20 protein-coding genes and 1 pseudogene are annotated in these 21,799 nt (G+C 63.5%); 7 read left to right on the plus strand and 14 right to left on the minus strand.

Features of this window, described 5'->3' with window-relative positions; translation table 11 throughout:
• Positions 1-289 precede the first annotated feature (289 nt).
• Together G3I56_RS00970 and lepA are read right to left on the minus strand one after the other, a co-directional pair.
• Positions 290-2,164, minus strand: a complete 1,875-nt coding sequence (locus tag G3I56_RS00970) for an AMP-dependent synthetase/ligase (protein WP_164406523.1) — start codon at positions 2,162-2,164, stop codon at positions 290-292.
• A gap of 360 nt (positions 2,165-2,524) precedes the next feature.
• Positions 2,525-4,399 carry a translation elongation factor 4 gene (gene lepA, locus G3I56_RS00975; RefSeq protein ID WP_164406525.1) on the minus strand — a complete coding sequence of 625 codons (1,875 nt, stop codon included), beginning with the start codon at positions 4,397-4,399 and terminating at the stop codon, positions 2,525-2,527.
• A gap of 308 nt (positions 4,400-4,707) precedes the next feature.
• On the opposite strand from lepA, the gene rpsT reads away from it, so the two are divergent.
• Entirely contained in the window at positions 4,708-4,974 is a 267-nt protein-coding gene (gene rpsT / locus G3I56_RS00980; protein WP_164406527.1) for a 30S ribosomal protein S20, read from the plus strand.
• 341 nt (positions 4,975-5,315) lie between these two features.
• On the opposite strand, the gene holA is transcribed toward rpsT, so the two are convergent.
• From holA to G3I56_RS00995, 3 genes are all read right to left on the minus strand, one after another.
• Positions 5,316-6,305 (minus strand): DNA polymerase III subunit delta, encoded by a 990-nt coding sequence (gene holA / locus G3I56_RS00985; RefSeq protein ID WP_203688906.1) that lies wholly within the window; start codon positions 6,303-6,305, stop codon positions 5,316-5,318.
• Positions 6,306-6,429: 124 nt separating this feature from the next.
• Positions 6,430-6,675 carry a hypothetical protein gene (locus G3I56_RS00990; protein ID WP_164406531.1) on the minus strand — a complete coding sequence of 82 codons (246 nt, stop codon included), beginning with the start codon at positions 6,673-6,675 and terminating at the stop codon, positions 6,430-6,432.
• A gap of 65 nt (positions 6,676-6,740) precedes the next feature.
• Positions 6,741-7,598, minus strand: coding sequence for an arylamine N-acetyltransferase (locus tag G3I56_RS00995; protein WP_164406533.1), 858 nt, complete (start codon positions 7,596-7,598; stop codon positions 6,741-6,743).
• A gap of 284 nt (positions 7,599-7,882) precedes the next feature.
• Between G3I56_RS00995 and G3I56_RS01000 the strand changes: the two genes are divergently transcribed.
• The 5 genes from G3I56_RS01000 to G3I56_RS01020 all read left to right on the plus strand — a co-directional run bounded on the left by G3I56_RS01000 (position 7,883) and on the right by G3I56_RS01020 (position 13,919).
• Complete coding sequence (locus G3I56_RS01000) at positions 7,883-9,451, plus strand: recombinase family protein (RefSeq protein ID WP_343239826.1); 1,569 nt, start codon at positions 7,883-7,885, stop codon at positions 9,449-9,451.
• Positions 9,452-10,774: 1,323 nt separating this feature from the next.
• Positions 10,775-11,860, plus strand: coding sequence for a hypothetical protein (locus G3I56_RS01005; RefSeq protein ID WP_164406537.1), 1,086 nt, complete (start codon positions 10,775-10,777; stop codon positions 11,858-11,860).
• A gap of 493 nt (positions 11,861-12,353) precedes the next feature.
• Positions 12,354-12,620, plus strand: coding sequence for a hypothetical protein (locus G3I56_RS01010; RefSeq protein ID WP_164406539.1), 267 nt, complete (start codon positions 12,354-12,356; stop codon positions 12,618-12,620).
• Between the two features lie 10 nt (positions 12,621-12,630).
• A complete protein-coding gene (locus G3I56_RS01015; RefSeq protein ID WP_164406540.1) occupies positions 12,631-12,807 on the plus strand; it encodes a hypothetical protein in 177 nt (58 codons plus the stop codon).
• A 944-nt stretch (positions 12,808-13,751) separates the two neighbouring features.
• A complete protein-coding gene (locus G3I56_RS01020; RefSeq protein ID WP_164406542.1) occupies positions 13,752-13,919 on the plus strand; it encodes a hypothetical protein in 168 nt (55 codons plus the stop codon).
• 386 nt (positions 13,920-14,305) lie between these two features.
• On the opposite strand, the gene G3I56_RS01025 is transcribed toward G3I56_RS01020, so the two are convergent.
• From G3I56_RS01025 to G3I56_RS01050, 6 genes and pseudogenes are all read right to left on the minus strand, one after another.
• Complete coding sequence (locus G3I56_RS01025) at positions 14,306-14,746, minus strand: ATP-binding protein (protein ID WP_343239827.1); 441 nt, start codon at positions 14,744-14,746, stop codon at positions 14,306-14,308.
• Between the two features lie 90 nt (positions 14,747-14,836).
• Complete coding sequence (locus G3I56_RS01030) at positions 14,837-15,670, minus strand: helix-turn-helix transcriptional regulator (protein ID WP_164406544.1); 834 nt, start codon at positions 15,668-15,670, stop codon at positions 14,837-14,839.
• Positions 15,660-16,181: a DUF6879 family protein gene (locus G3I56_RS01035; RefSeq protein WP_164406546.1), complete on the minus strand. Its 522-nt coding sequence runs from the start codon at positions 16,179-16,181 to the stop codon at positions 15,660-15,662. The genes G3I56_RS01030 and G3I56_RS01035 overlap by 11 nt, the downstream gene beginning before the upstream one ends.
• Positions 16,165-16,371, minus strand: a complete 207-nt coding sequence (locus G3I56_RS01040; protein WP_164406547.1) for a hypothetical protein — start codon at positions 16,369-16,371, stop codon at positions 16,165-16,167. The genes G3I56_RS01035 and G3I56_RS01040 overlap by 17 nt, the downstream gene beginning before the upstream one ends.
• Before the next feature lie 193 nt (positions 16,372-16,564).
• On the minus strand, positions 16,565-16,849 hold the full coding sequence (locus G3I56_RS01045; RefSeq protein ID WP_164406549.1) for a hypothetical protein: 285 nt from the start codon (positions 16,847-16,849) through the stop codon (positions 16,565-16,567).
• Between the two features lie 265 nt (positions 16,850-17,114).
• Positions 17,115-17,585, minus strand: a pseudogene (locus tag G3I56_RS01050) (MBL fold metallo-hydrolase); the annotation flags it as partial.
• Between the two features lie 241 nt (positions 17,586-17,826).
• On the opposite strand from G3I56_RS01050, the gene G3I56_RS01055 reads away from it, so the two are divergent.
• Positions 17,827-18,051, plus strand: coding sequence for a hypothetical protein (locus G3I56_RS01055; protein ID WP_164406551.1), 225 nt, complete (start codon positions 17,827-17,829; stop codon positions 18,049-18,051).
• Between the two features lie 53 nt (positions 18,052-18,104).
• Here G3I56_RS01055 and G3I56_RS01060 read toward each other — a convergent pair whose 3' ends face one another.
• The 3 genes from G3I56_RS01060 to G3I56_RS01070 all read right to left on the minus strand — a co-directional run bounded on the left by G3I56_RS01060 (position 18,105) and on the right by G3I56_RS01070 (position 21,700).
• On the minus strand, positions 18,105-19,262 hold the full coding sequence (locus G3I56_RS01060; RefSeq protein WP_164406553.1) for a hypothetical protein: 1,158 nt from the start codon (positions 19,260-19,262) through the stop codon (positions 18,105-18,107).
• Positions 19,259-20,530, minus strand: a complete 1,272-nt coding sequence (locus G3I56_RS01065; protein WP_164406554.1) for a hypothetical protein — start codon at positions 20,528-20,530, stop codon at positions 19,259-19,261. Before G3I56_RS01065 ends, G3I56_RS01060 begins: the two co-directional genes overlap by 4 nt.
• 198 nt (positions 20,531-20,728) lie before the next feature.
• Positions 20,729-21,700 carry a DUF6551 family protein gene (locus G3I56_RS01070; RefSeq protein ID WP_164406556.1) on the minus strand — a complete coding sequence of 324 codons (972 nt, stop codon included), beginning with the start codon at positions 21,698-21,700 and terminating at the stop codon, positions 20,729-20,731.
• Positions 21,701-21,799 lie beyond the last annotated feature (99 nt).

Genomic DNA, 21,799 nt, shown 5'->3' on the forward strand with positions numbered 1-21,799 from the left:
GCCCGCGCGAGACGGGCATGGAGGGGCTGCTCGGCGGACACGCCGAGGTGCGGGGCCTGTCGGGCAGTTGGCGGGATGCGACCGAAGCGGTCGACACGACGGCCGATGGCCGACGGCCCACAGGACCCCGACCGGATGGGTGCGGGCGCTACGGCGCCTGGTGGGCAGGGGTGCCTGCCCTGACGTCAGGGTCGCGGGGCTGTGACATTTGCGGCGCCGCCGCGGGGCGCGACCAGCCACAACGAACCCGCAGCCGCCAACAGCCCCCGCCACCCGAACCGTTTCCGCGCTACGCCTCGCGCGACCCCGCGTACATCTCATCGATCAGGTGCTTGTACTCCCGCTCGACAACCGGCCGCTTCAACTTGAGACTCGGCGTGATCTCCCCGTGCTCAACATCAAGATCACGCGGCAACAGCCGGAACTTCTTGATGGTCTGCCACCGCTGAAGCCCTCCGTTGAGTTCCTTGACGTACCCCTCGATGAGAGCCACCGTCCCCGGCGCGGCGACAACCTCCGCGTACGACTTCCCGTCGAGCCCGTTGTCCTTCGCCCAGCCCAGGATCGACGGCTCGTCGAGCGCGATGAGGGCCGTGCAGAAGTTCCGGTCGGCGCCGTGGACGAGGATGTTGGAGACGTACGGGCAGACCCCCTTGAACTGTCCCTCGACCTCGGCGGGCGCGATGTACTTGCCGCCGGACGTCTTGATGAGGTCCTTCTTGCGGTCGGTGATCCGCAGATAGCCGTCGGGCGACAGCTCACCGATGTCACCGGTGTGGAACCAGCCGTCGGACTCCAGCACCTCGGCGGTCTTCTCGGGCAGGCCGTGGTAGCCCTCCATGATGCCGGGCCCGCGCAGCAGGATCTCGCCGTCGTCCGCGATACGCACCTCCGTGCCGGGCAGCGGCTTGCCGACCGTGCCGGTGCGGTAGGCCTCGCCGGGGTTGACGAAGGAGGCGGCGGAGGACTCGGTGAGGCCGTAGCCCTCCAGGATGTGGATGCCGGCGCCGGAGAAGAAGAAGCCGATCTCGGGCGCGAGTGCGGCCGATCCGGAGACGCAGGCGCGCAGGTTGCCGCCGAAGGCCTCACGGATCTTGGCGAAGACGAGCGCGTCGGCGACCTTGTGCTTCGCGGCGAGGGCGAAGGGCGCGGAGGCGTTGCCGGTGCGCCGGAAGTTGTCCTGGGTGACCTTGGCGTACTCGCGGGCGACCCCGGATGCCCACTGGAAGATCTTGTACTTGGCGGCGCCACCGGCCCGTGCCTTGGCCGCGACCCCGTTGTAGACCTTCTCGAAGATGCGCGGCACGGCGGCCATGTACGTCGGCTGCACGGCCGGAAGGTTCTCGATGATCTTGTCAACGCGGCCGTCGACCGCGGTGACGTGCCCGACCTCGATCTGGCCGGACGTCAGCACCTTGCCGAACACGTGCGCGAGCGGCAGCCACAGGTACTGGACGTCGTCCGCGCCGACCAGCCCGGTCGCGGCGATCGCCTTCGCCATGTACGACCAGTTGTCGTGCGGCAGCCGGACCCCCTTGGGCCGGCCCGTCGTACCCGAGGTGTAGATAAGGGTCGCGAGCTGGTCCTTCGTGATGGCCCCGACCCGCTCCTTGATCAGGTCCGGGTTCTTCTCCAGGTACGCGGCACCGCGCTGCTCCAGCTCGGCGAGGGTGAGCACCCCCTCGCCCGACTCGACGCCGGCCGGGTCGATGACCACGACATGGGTGAGTTCGGGCAGCTCGGCGCGCTTCTCCTGCACCTTGGCGAGCTGGGTCACGTCCTCGGCGATCAGCACCTTGCTGCCGGAGTCGGAGAGGATGAACGCCGACTCGTCGGTGTTGGTCTGCGGATACACCGTGGTCGTGGCGGCGCCGGCGCACATGATGCCCAGGTCGCCCAGGATCCACTCGACGCGCGTCGCGGAGGCGAGCGCGACGCGCTGCTCCGGCTGTACGCCCAGTTCGATGAGGCCGGCGGCAATGGCGTAGACGCGTTCGGCGGTCTGCGCCCAGGTCAGCGACTTCCAGTCGTCGGGGCCCTCACCGGCGGCCGGGGGTACCGGGTAGCGGTAGGCCTCGGCGTCCGGCGTGGCGGCCACGCGGTCCAGGAAAAGACCGGCGACGGACGGCGGACGGTTCTCGATCAAGGTCTGTGTGTCGCTCACGACATCCTCCGGGGCCCGCGGCAGTGCGGCGGCTGGCTCATTTGCGGCTGTTGTTACTGCGTCTTCGTCTTCCCGGGGGACGACCCCCGGACCCCCAGCAGAAAAGCAGGTCAGCAGGGTGTGACCGACATGCACATCACGAGGCGAACCTGAGTGACTCGCGAGTAACTACCGAGCAGAGATCAGAGTAAGGCGCGACCGCCCGGCGCGTAAGGGGCGACGGCCTGTCACTTCGTACAGAGAGCGACTGATCGCTTCCTACCGGCCCGACGGTACGCACACGAAGGGGGCCCGCCGCGTTCTTACGCGACGAGCCCCCGTTCTACCGATGTTCTCCCGATTCCCACGGGCCGGTGTCGGCTACTTCTTGCCCTTGCCCGACCCCGCGTTCTCGTCGCTCGACAGAACGGCGATGAAGGCGTCCTGCGGAACCTCCACAGAGCCCACCATCTTCATCCGCTTCTTGCCCTCCTTCTGCTTCTCCAGCAGCTTCCGCTTACGCGAGATGTCACCGCCGTAGCACTTGGCGAGGACGTCCTTGCGGATCGCACGGATGGTCTCGCGGGCGATGACCCGCGACCCGATGGCCGCCTGGATGGGGATCTCGAAGGCCTGGCGCGGGATCAACTCACGCAGCTTGGCAACGAGCCGTACGCCGTACGCGTAGGCCGCGTCCTTGTGCGTGACGGCGGAGAAGGCGTCGACGCGGTCGCCGTGCAGCAGGATGTCGACCTTCACCAGCTGGGCGTCCTGCTCTCCGGTGGGCTCGTAGTCCAGGGAGGCGTAGCCGCGGGTCTTGGACTTCAGGTTGTCGAAGAAGTCGAAGACGATCTCGGCCAGGGGGAGCGTGTAACGGATCTCGACCCGGTCCTCGGAGAGGTAGTCCATGCCGAGAAGGGTGCCGCGGCGGGTCTGGCAGAGCTCCATGATCGAGCCGATGAACTCGCTGGGGGCGAGGACCGTGGCCCGGACGACCGGCTCGAAGACCTTGTCGATCTTGCCTTCGGGGAACTCGCTCGGGTTGGTGACCGTGTGCTCCTTCCCGTCCTCCATGATCACGCGGTAGACCACGTTGGGCGCGGTGGCGATGAGTTCGAGGTTGAACTCGCGCTCCAGGCGCTCACGGATGACGTCGAGGTGCAGCAGACCGAGGAAGCCGACGCGGAAGCCGAACCCGAGTGCCGCGGAGGTCTCCGGTTCGTAGACCAGGGCGGCGTCGTTGAGCTGGAGCTTGTCCAGCGCCTCGCGGAGGTCGGGGTAGTCCGAGCCGTCCAGCGGGTAGAGGCCCGAGAAGACCATCGGCTTGGGGTCCTTGTACCCGCCGAGGGCCTCAGTGGCGCCCTTCTCCTTGCTGGTGATCGTGTCACCGACCTTGGACTGACGGACGTCCTTCACGCCGGTGATGATGTAGCCCACCTCGCCGACGCCGATACCGTCGGCCGAGGTCATCTCGGGGGACGAGACGCCGATCTCGAGGAGCTCGTGGGTGGCGCCGGTCGACATCATCTTGATGCGCTCGCGCTTGTTGAGCTGCCCGTCGATGACGCGGACGTAGGTGACCACGCCCCGGTAGGAGTCGTAGACCGAGTCGAAGATCATCGCGCGGGCGGGCGCGTCCTTGACGCCGACCGGGGCCGGGACGTCGCGGACGACCCGGTTCAGGAGCGCGTCCACACCGATGCCGGTCTTCGCCGAGACCTTGAGCACGTCCTCGGGCTGGCAGCCGATGAGGTTGGCGAGTTCCTCGGAGAACTTCTCCGGCTGGGCGGCCGGCAGGTCGATCTTGTTCAGCACCGGGACGATGGTGAGCTCGTTCTCCATCGCCAGGTACAGGTTGGCGAGGGTCTGGGCCTCGATGCCCTGGGCGGCGTCGACGAGGAGGACGGTGCCCTCGCAGGCCGCGAGCGACCGCGACACCTCGTACGTGAAGTCGACGTGTCCCGGGGTGTCGATCATGTTCAGGATATGAGTCCTGCCCTGACCGTCCCCGTCGGTCGGGGCCCACGGCAGGCGCACCGCCTGGGACTTGATCGTGATGCCGCGCTCGCGCTCGATGTCCATGCGGTCGAGGTACTGGGCGCGCATCTGCCGCTGGTCGACCACTCCGGTCAGCTGGAGCATCCGGTCGGCGAGCGTGGACTTGCCGTGGTCGATGTGCGCGATGATGCAGAAGTTGCGGAGCAGCGCCGGGTCGGTACGGCTCGGCTCGGGCACATGGCTAGGGATCGCGGGCACGCAGGGTCCTGATTCTTGAGGCGTCCGCAGTGTCTGCGGTCTCGGGTCGGATCGATACGTAGGCTCCATGGTCCCACGGGCGGGGAGCAGGGACCGGTTTGGTCGGTTTCGCACGGTCCGGCCGAGTCCCCGACCGGGGGCCCGACAACCGGATTGGGCTGTCCGGAGGGCGACTGGTAGCCTGGATCGTTGTGTCTCATGCCCTCTCAGCAGGAGACACACGTGCGGTGAAACGCAGTGAAACAAAGAAGCAATCAAACGGCGTGTGAGGCATGCCCTCGTGCGCCTGAACCTGAAAAGGCTCATTCGTGGCGAACATCAAGTCCCAGATCAAGCGGATCAAGACCAACGAGAAGGCCCGGCTGCGCAACAAGGCCGTCAAGTCCTCCCTGAAGACCGCGGTCCGCAAGGCCCGCGAGGCCGCTGCCGCCGGTGACGTCGAGAAGGCCACCGAGGCTCAGCGCGCTGCCTCGCGTCAGCTCGACAAGGCCGTCGCGAAGGGCGTCATCCACAAGAACCAGGCCGCCAACAAGAAGTCGGCGCTTGCTTCCAAGGTTGCCTCGCTCCAGGGCTGAACCTCTCCTTCTTGATCTGACACACCGCCGGAAGGACCCAGCGGGCCCTCTCTCCCGCCCCCACCCGGCACACCGGCTCCACGCACGAACTGCGTTCGCCACGCGGGCGTGAAGCCAAGCAGAACGTTCTGCCCGAAGGCCCCGTCCACTGTCCTACCCCAGGACAGCGACGGGGCCTTCGGCATGAACGCGATCGCCGCCCATTCCAGCGCGGCCCGCATTTTCAGCCCGTCCGGCGATTGAGGACAAGGCCCCTTCAGGGCCGAAGCGGGGGTCTGGGGGCGCAGCCCCCAGGAACAGGATGGGACGGGTAGGGGCGGCGGCGAAGAAACCCCACCCCTCTACCCCCGCCCCCGAGACCGAGCAGCCCGAGCGATCACCACAACCGCCTTCTCCAACGCGTACTCAGGATCGTCCCCGCCCCCCTTCACCCCCGCGTCAGCCACAGCCACCGCCCGCAACGCCTCGGCAACCCCGTCCGGGGTCCACCCCCGCATCTGCTGCCGCACCCGATCGATCTTCCACGGCGGCATCCCCAGCTCCCGAGCGAGATCCGCCGGCCGCCCACCCCGCGCTGAGGACAGCTTCCCGATCGCCCGCACCCCCTGCGCGAGCGCGCTGGTGATCAGCACCGGCGCCACCCCGGTCGACAACGACCACCGCAACGCCTCCAGCGCCTCAGCCGCCCGCCCCTCGACAGCCCGGTCGGCGACCTCGAAGCTCGACGCCTCGGCCCGCCCCGTGTAGTACCGCCCGACCACGGCCCCGTCGATCGTCCCCTCGACATCCGCGACGAGCTGGGTCACCGCGGACGCCAGCTCCCGCAGATCACTCCCGATCGAGTCGACGAGGGCCTGGCACGCCTCAGGCGTGGCGGATCTCCCCGTCACCCGGAATTCCGACCGTACGAACGCCAGCCGATCCGCCGGCTTCGTCATCTTGGGACACGCCACCTCCCGCGCCCCCGCCTTGCGCGCCGCGTCGAGCAGTCCCTTGCCCTTGACTCCCCCCGCGTGCAGCAGCACGAGGGTGATCTCCTCGGCAGGCGCCCCGAAGTACGCCTTCACATCCTTGACCGTGTCGGCCGACAGATCATGCGCGTTGCGTACGACCACGACCTTGCGCTCCGAGAAGAGCGACGGACTGGTCAACTCGGCCAGCGTGCCCGGCTGCAACTGGTCCGAGGACAGGTCTCGGACGTCCGTGTCGGCGTCGGCGGCCCGGGCTGCGGCCACCACCTCCCGCACGGCACGGTCGAGCAGGAGGTCCTCCTGGCCCACGGCAAGCGTGACAGGGGCGAGAGGGTCGTCATGTGCGGTCTTCTTGGCCATCCCCGAAAGCATCCCACGAGCCACTGACAACGCCACCGCCCACCAAGCTCACCGAAGCCTCCGGCGGACAGCCACGGCCACGACCACGTCCGCGACGACGTCCACGACTACGGCTCCTCACGAATTACGGCTCCTCCCGCCATCCCTCCCACTCCCCCGCGAACTCGTCCAGCTCCGTCGGGTCCAGCCGCCCCGCCTCGTCCCGCAGCACCACAAGCCACTGCGCGTCCTCCGCGTCGTCCTCGCCGGCCAGCGCATCCCGCACGAGCCGCGGCTCCTCAGCAAGGCCGAACCGCTCACGCAGCGCCTCCACCACGTCCTCGGCGGCATCACGGTCGGGCAGCACCAGCACATGTCTCACATCGCTCACGGAGACATTTTCCGCTACCCCGAAGCCCGATCCGGCCGCCTCAGCCACCTCCGCCCCCAGGTGTCTCAGCCGCCCCCAGCCGATCCCCGAACCGTCGGCACACCGGACACCTCGACCCCGAACAGCTCCCGGTACACAGAGAGCACCTCGCTGTCCGCCCCCAGCTCCCTCACCTCCCGTTCCCCGCCCGGCGCTGTCACCGTGAGACTCCGGCCGCCGAGCGTGATCCTCCCTCCGTCCGCCGTGACCCGCGAACAGACCAGGGACTTCGTGAAGTGCGACTCCGGCGAGGTGCTGTGCCACCAGGCCCCGGCCACGAAATCCCCGAGCACACGGGGCCGCAGTTCCAGCCGGTACCGACGGCTGCCGTCCCGGACCACGTCCAGGTCACCCGAACCCGTGCCCGTGCCCGAGTTCCCGTCCACCCCGCCGCCTCGCACTCCCGCTGCGTCCGGCCCCGCCTCGACGATCCTGAACGTGCCGCCCGGATCCTCCTGCTCGCGCCGCTGCCCGATCGCCAGCGGGCAGTGACTGTGTGCCCCGAAGCCCACGTCGACCAGCCAGTCGCCGCCGTCCCCCGTCCGCACCCGCAGCGCGAGATGGTCGTAGGGAATCCCGAGCCGCTCCTCGTCGCCGTACACCCGCGCCGCGAGCAGCGTGACGTCGAAGCCCAGCGCCGTGAGCAACGCCCCGAAGACACCGTTCAGTTCGTAGCAGAACCCGCCTCGCCGGGCACCCACCACCTTGTCGAACAGCCGGTTCTCCTCCAGGACGATGTCCTCGCCGAGATGGATCGAGAGGTTCTCGAAGGGCACCGACACCAGGTGCCGCAGTTGCAGCTCGCGCAGTACGTCGAAGGTGGGCGACGCCGGGCGCTCGGCACCCAGCCGACGGAGGTAGGCATCAGCCTGTGCGGAGTCCATGTCCTCAGTCTCTCGCCACCCGCAGCTCCCCGCCCGCGCCGACAACCGCCAACGCCCCGTCCTCGTCCGTCCGCAGCACCACGGCACCCCCCTCCCTGAGCGCGGCCACCGTGCTGGGGGCGGGATGTCCATACGTGTTTCCGAAGACTCTCGACTAGTAGTTCTAGGAGAGGGCCCCCGTGGTCACATCGGTGCAGGTCAGAGACGCTGAGCAATCGACTCGCTCACCCGGGTACATGAACCCCCCCAACACCCTCCGTGGAGTCTCCGCGCTCCGTCTGTCCGTGCTCACCGACGAGACCACGAGCCCTGAGCGGCAGCGGGAAGCAAACCGATTTGCCGCCGCGCAACTCGGGATCGGCCTTGCCGACAGGGAAGCCGTTGACCTGGGTGTGAGCGCCAGCAAGACAACTCCCTTTGAACGTCCGGAACTTGGAGCGTGGCTCCGTCGGCCGGACGATTTCGACGCAATCCTTTTTTGGCGCTTTGATCGCGCTGTCCGGTCCATGGATGACATGCATGAACTAGCTAAATGGGCGCGCGAACACCGCAAGATGATCGTCTTCGCCGAAGGTCCCGGCGGACGACTCGTACTCGACTTCCGAAACCCGCTCGACCCCATGGCACAACTCATGGTCACGCTCTTCGCCTTCGCGGCTCAGATGGAATCACAATCCATTCGCGAGCGTGTTACGAGTGCTCAGGCAGCAATGCGTGTCATGCCGCTTCGGTGGCGCGGAAGCCGACCGCCTTACGGCTACATTCCCGCACCACTCGAAGGTGGCGGCTGGACACTCGTACAGGATCCAGAAGCCGTCGCAGTAATTGAGCGAATCATTCGCGAACTCATGGACGGCAAGACTGCCGCCGCCATTGCAACCGAACTCAACGAAGACGCGATCCCTTCCCCTCGTGACCATTGGAGTCTCCGAAAGGGCCGCAATACGGGCGGAAAGATCGGCGGGAGGGCAGGAGAGACAGTCACCCGAGAGCGTTTCGCATGGCGGCATGGAACGGTAAAGCAACTTCTCACATCGGAACGCATGCTTGGCTGGAAGGTGACCAGCGGCATGCCCGTGCGAGACAGTGAGGGTAAGCCAGTGATGGCTACGGCTGAACCGATTCTAACCCGCGAAGAATTCGACGTTATCGGCGCTCTCTTCGCCGAGCGGTCCGTTGATAACAAGAACACTGACCGCGTGGACACTGTGGCTCTCCTCCTTCGCGTCATTCTCTGCGATGGGTGCGGACAACGCATGTATCTGCACCGCCCTGCCAGCAGCAGCAAGAGCACAAGCAAGACGGAAACGTACAAGTGCGGCTCGTACACCCGAGGTCACCCCTGTGCGGCACGCGCAACCGTTAAACGACAGTGGGCCGACGAATACGTTGAGCGCGAATTCTTGCGCACCGTAGGGGCCCTCAGACTCACACAGACGAAGACGATTCCAGGCTATGACCCGCAACCGGAGATCGACGCTACGGCAGCAGAATATGAATCGCACATGAAATCCGAAGGAACACAGACTAACCCTGTCACTCAGACGATTTGGGAGAAGCGACGCGACGCACTCGACAAGCGAATTACGGAACTCATGGGTCGAGATAAAATGGAAGCCCGAACCGAAGTGACTCAGCTTGACCGCACCTTCGCGAACGAGTGGCACTCGGCGGACGACGCAGGAAAGCGCGAGATCCTTCTGACGGCTGGCGCGAAGCTCGAAGTCAAGAAAGCAAAGCGCGGGAAGTGCTTCCGACTTGACGAGAACCGAGTGAGCTTCACATTCACGGAATCCTTCTTCGCTGAGGCTGCCGACATAGCACTCGGCCTTGAGGTGGAGTTGAACGCCTAGACAAGATTTACAGGTTCCCAGACTGCAAAATTCATCGGACGCGCCAATCGCATAGCCCAAGACCCGAGCCCCGTCCGGAGAGATCCGGGCGGGGCTTTTGCATGCCGTGACTCAAGTGACGGAGGAAAAATCAGCGGCGCTCCCTGAACGGAGCGCTGACCTGCGGTAAGTGACGGAGTGACGATTGTGATCAATTTCTAGGATGTACTAAGGATTCTCTTAAGCATTCCGAAGTTGGCATCCGTTTCGTCACTTCGTCACAGCCCCGGATTTGAGCCCTACCAGGCAACCGACTCATGCCGCCTACGGACAGCAACCCTAGGAGACCCCCAGAGCCCGCCTGACGCGCAGGCAGCCCCTCCGTCTCACCACGGGCCCCTCTGGCACCTCACAGCCCCTCTCACGGCCCTCCGTGACCCCCGCATGGCACTCGCCCTGCAACAGCGGGGCGCGCACAGCGACCTGAGTCACAACCCACCTCCGACCCTCAAAGGTGGAATCGGGCAACCGACTCGCTAGATAGGCAATAGCCAAGGGCGCAGAGGAAAGCGTCTAGTAACGCCCTTTAGGCCGAGGCCAGGTTGCCGCCTTTGGTACCTGGCTTTCTTCGTTTCTGGACCGAGGGGCTTAACCATGCCACGCAAGGTCTCAGCTATCTCGTTTCCCTACCGGACATGCGCCGAATGCGAGCACAGTAAAGCGGCCAAGGACTTTCCGTATTCCTCGCTGGTCTGCCATCGCTGCATTGCAACTCAAGTGACTCAGGGTGTGCGTCGAGTTCACGCTGTTTCGCGCTTTCTCGGTGGTGAGTGCGTGTGACTTCGTCGAGCAAGGAATACGACCAAGTTCATGCGCTTCTTCGGAAGAACCGTGGACCGGCGAAGTTACATCAATGTGTTTGGAGCGGGGTTACCGCTGAGGAGTGGGCATTTGCTCACACGGATCCCAATCCGCTTGTGGACCCGAACGGGCTTCTGTACTCGCTCAACCTTAACCACTATGAGCCCATGACTCGCCGGGCGCACCGGACCTTTGACGCGCTTATGCGGCGCGGAGCTTCTCCCGAAGAGATTGCCGACGCTGCACGCAAGGCGTGGGAAAGAGAGCTTGACGTGAAGCGGGAGATTCACCGAAATCAGCGCGAGGAAGCGCGCGGTCATTGGCTTGCGTGGGTCAGTAATGCCCCGAGTCTGAAGACAGTAGAGATTCGACGCGTGCGCGTTATGTGATACCGGACCCGTCGCCTAATTCTCCCCGGGGGAACCGTCCACCCATTTCCCCCCTCAATCCGAGCGGGCGCACTCTCGATCGAAGGGAACTCCCATGACCTTTAACGCCAATTCTGCCGCCATGCACATTGAGGCTCGCGAGGAAGCTACACGGCGACTCTGGCAGCATGCAGAGACGTGGAAGGGGCGGGCGATGACTCCGACCGCCCGAGCCATTGAGTCTCGCCTTCTGGGTGAGATTGCTGAGCATGACGGCAAGGTTCGTCGGCTCGTCGAGAACGGTGCTGAGGCGGAGAGGATGAATGAGTTTCTGACTCTTACTGATGCCCCCGTAAAGCGGGATCTCGACAGTGTTCGTGTCGGCCGTATGACCGTGGCGGAGCTTCGTTCTGCGGAGTGGGTCACCGACACTTCCGACGGGCTGATTGAGACCGTCCTGAATGCCGGGGGATATGGATCTCGACTCCTGCCGCTGATCTCTACTCAGCCGTTCGGGAAGCTCCGGGGTCGGGTCGCCGTGCCGCCGCTTCTGACGGCTCATCTTCTCGGACGGAACGACCCTGACACTGCCGTTGAGAATCCTGTGACCGCCGGTCTTTTTGAAGCCGTGAAGCTCAGCGCCTTTGCAACGGCTGATCGTGACGAGATCACGGATCTCCCCATCATCGAGACGGCTACTGAAAACGGTCTGGCTGCCGCTGTGGGGGCTCGTGCAGACCACTTCCTTCTGAACGGTGGCACCACAACTGACGGCGAGTTTCAAGGACTTCTCAGCGGCGCGGTTGACACTTCTGTTTCGGCTGTCGACACTGCTGCTCTCTTCGACGCCGTTGCCCGGGTGCAGGATGCTGGGGCCGATGCGTCGGCAATCGTTGCGCGGCCTTCTGAGATTGCCGCGATCCTTTCGAGCGTGCCCGGCGACAAGCTCGACCGACTACCCGCACTGCTTTCGATCCCGGACCTCAACGACGGCAGCGTTGTTATGCCCGTCGGCAAAGTGCTCGTCGCGGATCTCCGATCCATATTTGCCGTCATCCGCAAAAAGCCGGAGTTCCATGCGTCGACTGAAGCGCCGGAGGTTCACGAAAGGGATCAGATCCTGATGGGCATGCGCGCCCGCATCGGTTCGCCAATCGTGGCGCGAGTGGGTCGTGTTCAGACTCTCACCAAGAGCGCGTGAAATGGCTTCTCTCAGGGACGTTCAGAAGCTCCGGGAAACCCTTCTCGACCGCATGGCCCAAAGGGGGCACCCGGGGCTTCTCCCGTGCGCTCTGAACAAGTGCACTGTCGACGGCAAGCCGGGATATCACGAGCCGTCCAGCGTCGAATTCGCTGAGCCATCTATTATTCGAGAGCGAAGCGGAGTGCTGATCGAGAACGTAAAAGACAAGCGGCTAGTCACCATCTGCCGTGACTGCATGGGGTGGATTCGAGGGGTTGAACTTTTCCGTGAATAGGTGCAGCGTCAGCGTCACGCACAAAGCAACGGATCAATTCGAGCCGGCTGAGCTTGACCGGATAATTGCGAAAAACGCTCGGCAACTCTTCATGGATATCCCGCTTATATCTGATGGGTGGGTATGCAAGCCCTGTATGGAATGGCTCAACATACGGAGGGCGCAACTCGTATGAGACTAGTAGCCAGGTTCCGCAACCGTGCACTCCGCAGAAACGTGACGCTCGTCGGTGTCTGTCAGCGGATTGCCCACTTCGGCAAGCGTGTCCCGATCGGTTGCCGAATTTGCAATTACAGCGGACCCGCGAAGCTCACGGCGGTCTACTGGAAGCCGGGACACAAACACGACGACGACGGTTGGTCGGTTGCTTGCGTCGGCTGCATCAGCGACAGCGGTATTCACGTCTTCCTGCCAATACCCGAAGGCGCCCGAATTGCTGAGGCACGGAAGCCGTACGAGATAGACCCGATCATCCTGGTGTGAGGCGGAGCGAATGAACGACGTACTTGAGCGCGCATATGCGATCGTCGAGCGGCATGCGGTCGTCCCGAAGGACGTTCGGCAGCGAGCCGAACTCTTCGCCGCACTGAATGCTCTTCGGCCGGTTGACGCTCACGCCGAAGAACCGGTCTATCCGTCCGAGTCGCAACACTCCAACCCACTCAATTGAGTGAGTTGGGGATAGGCCCCTTATCTTTCGGCGGGATAGGGGGCTTCACCAGTAGGGGGGTGGCTATGCGCACCCGGTGCCTTGACTGCCGGTCATGGGCCGAGCCCGGTAAGAGTAGATGCTATGAACACAGCGCTAGACAGGAAGCCGTGTGGAATGGCACGAGGAAGCTCAACAGGCAAGCGTGCTTGCTAGGCGGGACGAACGCGGCGGCACGCTTGCGCAAGGCTGTCGATAAGGCAGGCTTCGGCGTTTGCTCGAAGTGCGGGCTTGAGTATCCGGCTTCCGCCGTGGACGTTGACCACCGCACTGCATTGGGTCTCGGCGGAAAGGATGTGGAAGAGAACGTGCAAATCCTTTGCAAGCCGCATCACATCGAGAAGACCCGCGAGGATCGACGCCGAATGCGCTGAGGGTGGGGAGGCCGGTCAAAAGTTAGGAGCATTCGCTCTCAGCAATCCAGGTCCCAGCACGGAAAACACGTCCGTCCCGGACACGCCTTCCCGGGCTGTCCGCCAACTCGCAAGGAAGGAAAGGGAATCGAATGAAACGAAGATGCGCACATGCTCCGTGCGGTGTGCTGATTCCCGCTGACGCCGACCGGCGCACCCGGTACTGCGGCGACGCTCACCGTAAGGCGGCAGCACGCGCCCGCAAAGCAACTGACACGGCATCCAAGAGCCGCCCTGAGCCCGCCTCTGTGGACGCGCAGCGGTATCCGGCACTTCGGGCCGTGTGGGACGCGGTAGCGGCTCAGATCGTCGCCGAGGGCGTTACGGTCCCTGGTTCGTCCGGCGTGCCCGTGGCGCACCCGCTCTTGCGCTTCCTCGGACAACTCGACACGGCCCTGTCGGCGCACGAGAAGACGGCTGACCCTGCCGCTTCGGCTGACCCAATCGGCGCTGCCCGCGCGGCTGCCGTCGCCGCTCTGGAGGCGTACCGCCGTGGCGAGTGACGAACTCCGGGAAATCTGCTGCGAGTTGGCCGAACGGGAAGCTCCGGCGGATCACCCGTTGTGGCCCGTGTTCGCCGCGCTGTACCGGCTGGAAGTCGGCATCGACCCTGAGCCGCTCGACCTGTTCACGCTCGACTGCTGCCCCCGGCACTTCTGATTCTGCCCCCGTACCCGCTGCCGTCCCGGTGGCCGGTACGGGGCTTTCTGTTTTCTGATGGAACGTCAGATTTTGGCTCAGAGAGTACGGAGGGGCACTGAGCAAGAGAGGCCCGCCCCGGGGCGCTCGACCAAAGCAGGGCCGGGGCGGGGGCTTCTATTCCTTCGGTGCGACCGTGGCATAGTCGACGAAGGTTCTCCGAAACCTCACATGCCCGGTATCGCGGGTGTGTTCTGCCATCCAATGAACGGCTTTCTCTTCGTCCACGTCGCCCGAAGATTCTCCGCAATCTGCCTCGTCACCGGACACGCATACGGCAACCCACGAGAGTTCGCCGGTCGGGTCTTGAGATACCTTGTACTCAACGAATCGGTATACCGCGCGGGTCATTCCTTAGCCTTCCTGGCGATCTCGAACCACACCGTTTTCCCGATCGCGTATTGCCCGTTCACTTTGCGGGCAGCAGTGCCCCAACGCGTTGCCACCATGGCAACTAGAGCCAGGCCCCGGCCTTCTTCGTCGCTCTCGCTGACGTGGCGCAGCGCTGGCAGCTCGTTAGAGGCGTCCGAGACCTCAATGCGTAGCATTTCCTCAGTGACCTCGAATACGGTCTCAATTTCACGCCCTGGGGACACGCGCGCATGTCGAATGGAGTTGGTGAGAAGCTCCGATAGCAGCAAAGTGCCAGAATCGATCAGATCCTCGGCATCCCAGCGCTGGAGGTATTTGCGCAACTGGGAGCGGGCAAGGCTGACGCACTTTGCGTGACGCGTCCAACTCCAGCGCATTACCTTTGGGGCCGGGGCTTCCTCCTGAATGGTCTTCACGTGCCATCCCCTCCGCCTGCTTTGGTCGTGTAACCAAGGTAAGGGGAGGTACGGACCGACCCGGCCAATATTTCCGTGGTCGGGTAAAGATCATGAACGGAAGAGGACTGCCCAATCGGACAGTCGTTCTCTCGCTGCATCCCCGAACAAGGCGTAGCCCTCGTACGTGTCGAACTCATCTAGGTATGCCCGCACGTCCCGGTGATCCCGGAACACCATTGCTCCCGTCTGGGTCTCAACTGTCGCTATCCGCTTGTCATAGACAGTGAAAGTATTCAGCGGACCAACCGGCATATGACCGCCCAGCGGGATAATCCCAAGTCGGATATTCGGCAGCAGGCTAATCGACGCCAAACGGTCGACTTGCATTGCCATCGCTGACGCAGGGAGAAACGGCCATCTGGCGGCCTGTTCAGTCAGAATGAACGTGAAGTGCTTCGATGTGTCATAAAGGATCGACTGTCGTTCCAGCTTCTTCGCAATGGCCTTGCTGTGGTCTCCGGAGATGTGGGCGAGACTCGCCCTCACATATTCGGGTGTCGCAAGTAGGCCGGTCACCATGGACAACAGGAAATACCGAAACTCTGTAGAGGATTGCTCGAACCCGGCTAGCTCGTTCTGTTTCTTTTCAAGGCCGGTGCGGCGCTGCGACCAAACGTCTTGCCATTCAGTATTAGCAGAACGAGTTAGCGCCACAACCTGAGCAACAAGTTCAGGTGGCGCATCCAAGGCTCTGAGGATCAGTTCAACGTCAACAAGGCTCGGTGTTAGCTTCGCCCCTTCAATGTTGCTGATCTTTGTCTGAGACATATTGCAGCGCTGAGCGAGCCGGGTCTGAGTGATCCCGACTCGCTTACGAAGCGTCTTAAGTGTGTCGGCTAGATCAGTCTTTGACTGGCCTAGCTCTTCCGGGTCATAGGTCAAGGCCCTTCACGTACTCCTCGAAGGGCACCGACTCGGCCAATGCGATGCGCTGGCATTCGATGAAGGGTGTTACGTCGCCCGCGTGCACTTCCCGGCTGATCTGCGTGCCGTCTGGCCCGTAATGCATGAGGACGACTTCTGATTTGTCGAACATCCAGAAATCCTGAACACCAGACAGCGGGTTAGCGCGCTCGGTCACGTCCATGATTCGGATGTCTTCGCCAGCCCACACGTGGGGCAGGTAGTACATGAACTCATAGCGGAGGTACGTGGAAAGCGGGCGGGTGACGATGTGTACGCGACCCTTGCTCTTGCCTTCTCGGCGTACCCGCTTCAGATCCTCGGTGTAGTCATTCGAGTGCGTGCGAGGGTCGATGCGCTCGCCAGCGAGAAAGACCCGGATCTCTTCTGCTTCTTGCGGAACGTTGTAAGCGGGCAAGGTCTCAAGTCGCCATGCCTCGCTCTGGAAGTCCCGGAATTTGGCTTGCCAGGCTTCACCATCCAAGAGCACGAACAGCCTCCCTGAGAACCGATTCGGGGATCTCCACGAGCCCTTCCCCGGCCGGGGGCTGGAAAGCGTCGGACACACCGCCCTGAACGATGATGGAGCCGTTTGCACTCCGGTAGACGTTCGGGCAGTCGTTCTGATTGCACTCACCGTTGCCACTGCCGGTAAGCCGGGTCAGTTCCTCGCGCGCCATGCTGAACCCCCTTGTGTCTGGCCCCTGTTGGAGCCGCTGAACACGACGGTAGAGGGGTCGGCCGTGGTCGTCCATGCGGCAACGCCAATATTTGCGTTGTCGGGTACTTGATCTTGCTTGCGCCGGTCGGCTGCCCCGTCCGTGCGTCTCCTATCCCCGTGGCGCACGGGCGGGGCTTTCTAGACTGCTCTGGTCAACGCTGGCTAAGAGCCATCCGCAACGCTTCCTCAAGCGCTCTTGCCGCCGGACCGTAAGCAGGTTCACTGAGCCGTTCTCCGCGAAGTTCCGCCACGCTGGCAACCTCCTTCACGGCACCCGCCAACTTCTCGATCAAAGAGCAGAGTTCCGCGCGTGAGACTTCCGGACGCTGTGCCATGGCTAACGCGTAGGCAGCATCGTTGCGCCCCACTTTGATGATGTGGGCTTCCGTACTGTCGGCAATTTGGTCCACTTCCCCGGACGTTGCGTACTCCGCCATGCCTCCGGGGCCGGTCCATGGTAGGCGCCGCAAGGGATCCTGTGTCTCAGCGCCGATAGGCTCAGCCATGCCGACTCCAATCAGTCGGTAAGCCCCGGTGCGGAAGCCTTCACCCTTCCCGCCGGGGCACTCTTTTTGACCTGCTCAGGTTACGCGAATACGCGGTTTCATGGTCGCGTAAGTAGCCGTTTTCGTGTCCGCTTCTCGCCGTTGAGTCGATGCGCTGACCAGGGCAGACGTGCTAGAACTGGAAGTCACGAGCCTTCGGGTTGTCCGCGCCGCAGGAGATGAGCGCCAGCCTCGGGGCCGCCGCCCGTATGAGGTCGGGGTCCTGATAGGCCGAACCATGGTGGGCGACCTTGAGGACGTCCACGGCACGCACCTGCGCAGCGGCCGGTGAGCTCAACAGCGCCCGCTGGGCCGGGGGTTCGAGGTCTCCGAGGAGCAGCAGGCGCAGCCCGGCCGACCGTACGAGCAGCGTGACACTGGCGTCGTTGGCCCCCTCCGGCTCGGGAGCGGGGGCCGGTCTCGGCCACAACACCTCCCAGTCGAGGTCGCCTGTCCGTCGCCGCTCCCCGGCGAGGGCCCTCGTCACCGGGATACGCCGGGACGCCGCCTCCCGGAGCACGAACTCGGCCTGGTCCTCGGGCTCCTCGAACCCCGTTGTCTCGATGGCGCCCACCGAGCGCCCGCGTAGTACGCCGGGCAGCCCCGCGACGTGGTCCGCGTGGGAGTGTTCTTCGCGCTCACCATGTCTCATGAGACATGGTGTCGATCACGGGCCAAGCGCTGGGCCTGGGAAGTTCTGTCGCTCGCGGGGCCCAGGGGAACAGCGCGCCTCAACAGCTGCCTGACACAGGCGAAGGCGAAGGTTCTCTGGGGGTTCGAAAGCTGTTGCGTGACGCTGCAAGCGTTCGTACGGGACGCGACTGGCGAACCGCGGCCCGCGACATGGGGCTGTTCATGCTCTGGCTCAAGTGGACGCCCGGCGACGGCGGACAGCACAGGACCGTGGTGCCGACGCCGGCCTCGGCGCCCCCGTCGACATCGACCAACTCCAGCGGCGCATCTCTATGCTCGAACAAGAACTCGCGGAGACGCGCAATGTTCTCGGCGAGCGGACCGAGGAACTCGCGGCGGCTCGGGGCGCCAACCGCGAGCTGGCCCGGGCCTTGAACTCAGACACGTCCAAACGAACATGACACCCGGCGGGGGCCTACAACGTCGGCCCCCGCCTCCCACAACGGTTCATCAACTAATCTTCAGAATCACCCAGCGAAAGCTGCCCTGGGAGCTGCTCCTGCGAATCAACTAGAAAGTCGTCGATAACAAAAGCCCGTGCAGCTTGCCGAAAGCTGGGCTTGAGCCCTGCCGCAGCTACTAGAAACCCTGCAACATCCGCCACTAGTTTCGCTGCCGTAGGCTGCGAGAACTTACCGAAAGCGTCACGAATGCTGAGCGGAGCACCAATCGTGAGAGAAAAATTCATCCACTCTGAATAGCGCATTGCCGCCGCGAACATGGACGGATTCCGGATCAGTCGACCGACGAGCTCCAAGAGCCCCGGGTACCAGTCTGGGAGAACACTTCCCAAAGAAGGGTCACTGCCAACGAGGTCACGCATCCGGACAGCTAGATGCTGCTTTTCCCTGAGACCAACCTGTCCACCAAACAGGTACGCTTGAAGATTCTGGTCCACATCTGAGATATGAGTAACTCGGACGTATTCAATGGCTTTGGCACAGGTTGCCAAATAGAGCCAAATGCAATCAAATAGAATGGCCAGGTGGCGCGGGTTATTCGGATTGAGGATGCTTCGCACATCAGCAAGATGGGCGACCATCTGGGTGACATTTCGGTATGGGTCGTAAACCCAGTAATCGAACTCCAGATACTCCATGAGCGGCTGGAGTCGAGTGTCAACTTGCCTACTCTTCTCCAGTTGCTGCGCGACCAAGGCGGGGTCAAATAGTTGCGCCAGAGGCCCCGTCCTGAAGTCGAACGGAACTCTGTGCAGTTTTTCCATCTCGTCGACATCGACAGGAAGCAACGCGCCAAGTTTCAACCGCGAGGCCAACTGTCGAGCCGAATCGGTGACTGCTTTGCTGCGCAGCATGTATGCCATGTCAGCTTCGAAGAAATCGGCGAGACCTCGAAGCCAGAACATCCTCTCGGTTGAACCCGACTTTGTTGTCTTGCAGTCGATGACCACACGTTGTGTCTGGAAGCCAGGACTGAAGGCGATACCGAGGACGTCTAGGTCGGTGTATGACTCGAAACCAGCGCTAGTTCTTCCGCCGCGAGATCGAACGGGGACATACGAGCGCATCTGGACGTCAACCCTGGTGGAGAAACCCATGCTCCATAGAAGGCGCCGACCAAGCGCCTTCAACTCCAGATCCAACTCACTCACAGTGATCCCCTTCCCATCAGCGCGTCCCAGAAGCCACGGTACTGGGTGGGACTGACATCCGGCCTCGCGCGCGTCCGAGACACCGTCTGAATTGGACGCAGGTACGAGGCATCCAGGTCAAGCAGTTGTCGCGTCTCAAGAGATGGAGTTCTGCCAGCCATCATCTCACCAGAAGCAATCAACTCGCGTGCGATTACCATCGCCTCACGATTATCTGGAGTGTCGACAAACACAGGCTGAACCCACGTGCCTCCGGGGTACGGGTCAGCACCAAATCGGATAACCCCAAGATTCCGCATCAAGGCGTACTGGCGTTCGTGGGAGCTGTGAGGTGCCAGCCTCCCCCTCGCCGGATCAAGCAACGCCGAGAGAATCGAGAGTGCACTTGCAACATTCGTGGAGCCACCGAACTGTTGGCCACACCTCACGCACGCCACAATTGCCAACGCTTTGTCCAGAACCGGCTTTCGCCCTGTGAGCAACTCCCGGTCCAAGGTGTAAGGAAGGACAGCAAATGCCATCTCTTTGCCGTCCGGCAGCGCGACCGATGGTGCAGAAATTAGCCCACGGGCGACAGCATCTGTGAGCATGGGATAGGCGCCTGCCGTAATGGGAAGGCCCTGATGCCCATGCAATTTCTCGAACTCGTCCTGCATCTGAGTGCTCCCGTGCTCCAGCAACAGGTCATTCAGAACTGACGGATTCTCGAATGCTGAGAAAGGGGAGTACAGAATGTCTCCGTCGAGCGTCGACTCAACCCTGAGAATGCTGGAATCCCGCCCCAGCATGACGATCTCGTCAGAATGTGAGTCGATTCCAACTTCCGAGACAAGCGACTCAACCGGAATCGGCCCTTTGGCGAGGCGTCGCACAACGGCGAGCATTTCCTCTTCGATCTGCCGGGGTCGGCTCTCTCGCCATGCCGCCCCAAGGTCTTCGTAGAGTGTCCGGTAGACAGGAACGTTCTCGGTGAGTCCGACGGGCTCACCTCGGCTGTTGCGGGCGAGATCGACAAAGCCTGCCGTCTCAAGGACCTCCAACACTTGCTCGAACGAGGACGGAGCCACGTCGAGCTCCCTGACCGCGATCACTTGCAGCGCGGACACGTCTTGGACCACTTCCCGCCCTCGGATCAGGGAAGCGACGTCCGCAGCACTGCCGACCAGCCGAGTCTTCGTCAGCGGCACCAGAGCCGGAGAGTGAGGGTCCATGTTGCGCAACCCCTGGTGAACATCCTGACTCCTGAGCCCAGCCTCATAGTTCTCCATCGAACCCCCTGCCACTCAGGCACTGATGCCGAAGCAAACTTAGCCTTCTAAGCCCCGCGCGGCGGAAGGCTGGCCCCTTGGTAGCGGCCCCGGGCTCCGCCCCGCCCGACAGCTAATTGTAGAGATCGCGCCGGAGTCACGCCCCGCAGAGAAGGTCGGACCCCCACGCTGCGCGCGCGGGGGCCCGGTAATGGTGGCTCAGGCCTTGTCGGGCCGGCCAGGGTGAATCAGGAACTCCGTCGGCTCGGTCAACCCGGTGTTGTACTCGTTGACGATGAGCTTTGCGAGGGGGGCAGAGCGGGAGGAGGAGCCGCCGCCGCCGACCGTGTTCGAGATGGACGACTCCTTCCACTGCGCGACCGTGATCGGCTTGCGCGTGCCGTGACCGGCAAGCTTCCCGCTAAGGCGGTCGAGCCGGGCGCCGGGGTTGCGGTCGAGGACCATCGCGACAGCGCGCAACATGATCCCCTCCCACGTCGCGGGGTTGCGGCCCCACGCGTCCTCTACGACCCGCAGCACCTGCGGGATCAGCGGGGAGCGCCCCTCGGAGAGGACTAGGGGGTAGGTGATGTTCCCGCTCTCGTCCCGTGCGGCGTGCTTCTCGTCCATCACCGCGAGGGCGGTGAGCGCCTGGACTGCGCCGATCTTGTTCGCCGAGGTGCTGCCCGAAATGCCGAGATCGCAGCTCTCGACCTCGGCGAGGATCCGGGTGTTGCGTGGGTCGCCAGCGGTGATCGAGACGCGGAAGATGTCGAACGGCTTCACGGCCTTGCGGTCGCGGTTCGCTGCGAGGAACAGCTTCGCCTCCTGCTCGGCGGAGAGCCCCTCGTAGACCATGCAGTCCCGGAGAAAGTCCGGGCCCTCCTTCTCGACCGCCACCTCCGTGGAGTGCTGGCCGTCGAGAAGGTAGTACCGGCCGTCCTCTCGGAGGGAGACGATCGCGGGGAGCAACGCGAAGGGATCCCACATCTTCATGAGCCGCGCCGTCCACGCGGCGTCCTTCTTCCGCTGCGCGGCCGGGCCGGCATCCTCGGCGGTGTTAGTGCCAAACAGGCGGGCAGAGTCGAGGGTCTGATCGACGTGCAGGTCTCCGACGCGGATCTCGTCGTGAAACTTTCGGATGGTCTTCGTCGCTCCGGCCTGCGCCGGGTCGGTAGCGGTCCGTGCCACGTATCCCCCTTTGGTAGTGGTCAGGTGACACACAGCAAACCATGGGAATTTCTCGCGCGTCAATTTATCTAGCGCTTTGAGATTCCTCGCGCCCCGCCA

The sequence above is a fragment of the Streptomyces sp. SID12488 genome, assembly GCF_010548275.1.
Classification (GTDB): domain Bacteria; phylum Actinomycetota; class Actinomycetes; order Streptomycetales; family Streptomycetaceae; genus Streptomyces.

Excerpts from the sequence above, each read along its gene's own strand:
- holA (WP_203688906.1), bottom strand. The coding sequence starts at position 6,305 with ATGGCCAAGAAGACCGCACATGACGACCCTCTCGCCCCTGTCACGCTT.
- G3I56_RS00995 (WP_164406533.1), bottom strand. The coding sequence starts at position 7,598 with ATGGACTCCGCACAGGCTGATGCCTACCTCCGTCGGCTGGGTGCCGAG.
- G3I56_RS01005 (WP_164406537.1), top strand. The coding sequence starts at position 10,775 with ATGACCTTTAACGCCAATTCTGCCGCCATGCACATTGAGGCTCGCGAG.
- G3I56_RS01015 (WP_164406540.1), top strand. The coding sequence starts at position 12,631 with ATGAACGACGTACTTGAGCGCGCATATGCGATCGTCGAGCGGCATGCG.
- G3I56_RS01040 (WP_164406547.1), bottom strand. The coding sequence starts at position 16,371 with ATGGCGCGCGAGGAACTGACCCGGCTTACCGGCAGTGGCAACGGTGAG.
- G3I56_RS01045 (WP_164406549.1), bottom strand. The coding sequence starts at position 16,849 with ATGGCGGAGTACGCAACGTCCGGGGAAGTGGACCAAATTGCCGACAGT.
- G3I56_RS01065 (WP_164406554.1), bottom strand. The coding sequence starts at position 20,530 with ATGGAGAACTATGAGGCTGGGCTCAGGAGTCAGGATGTTCACCAGGGG.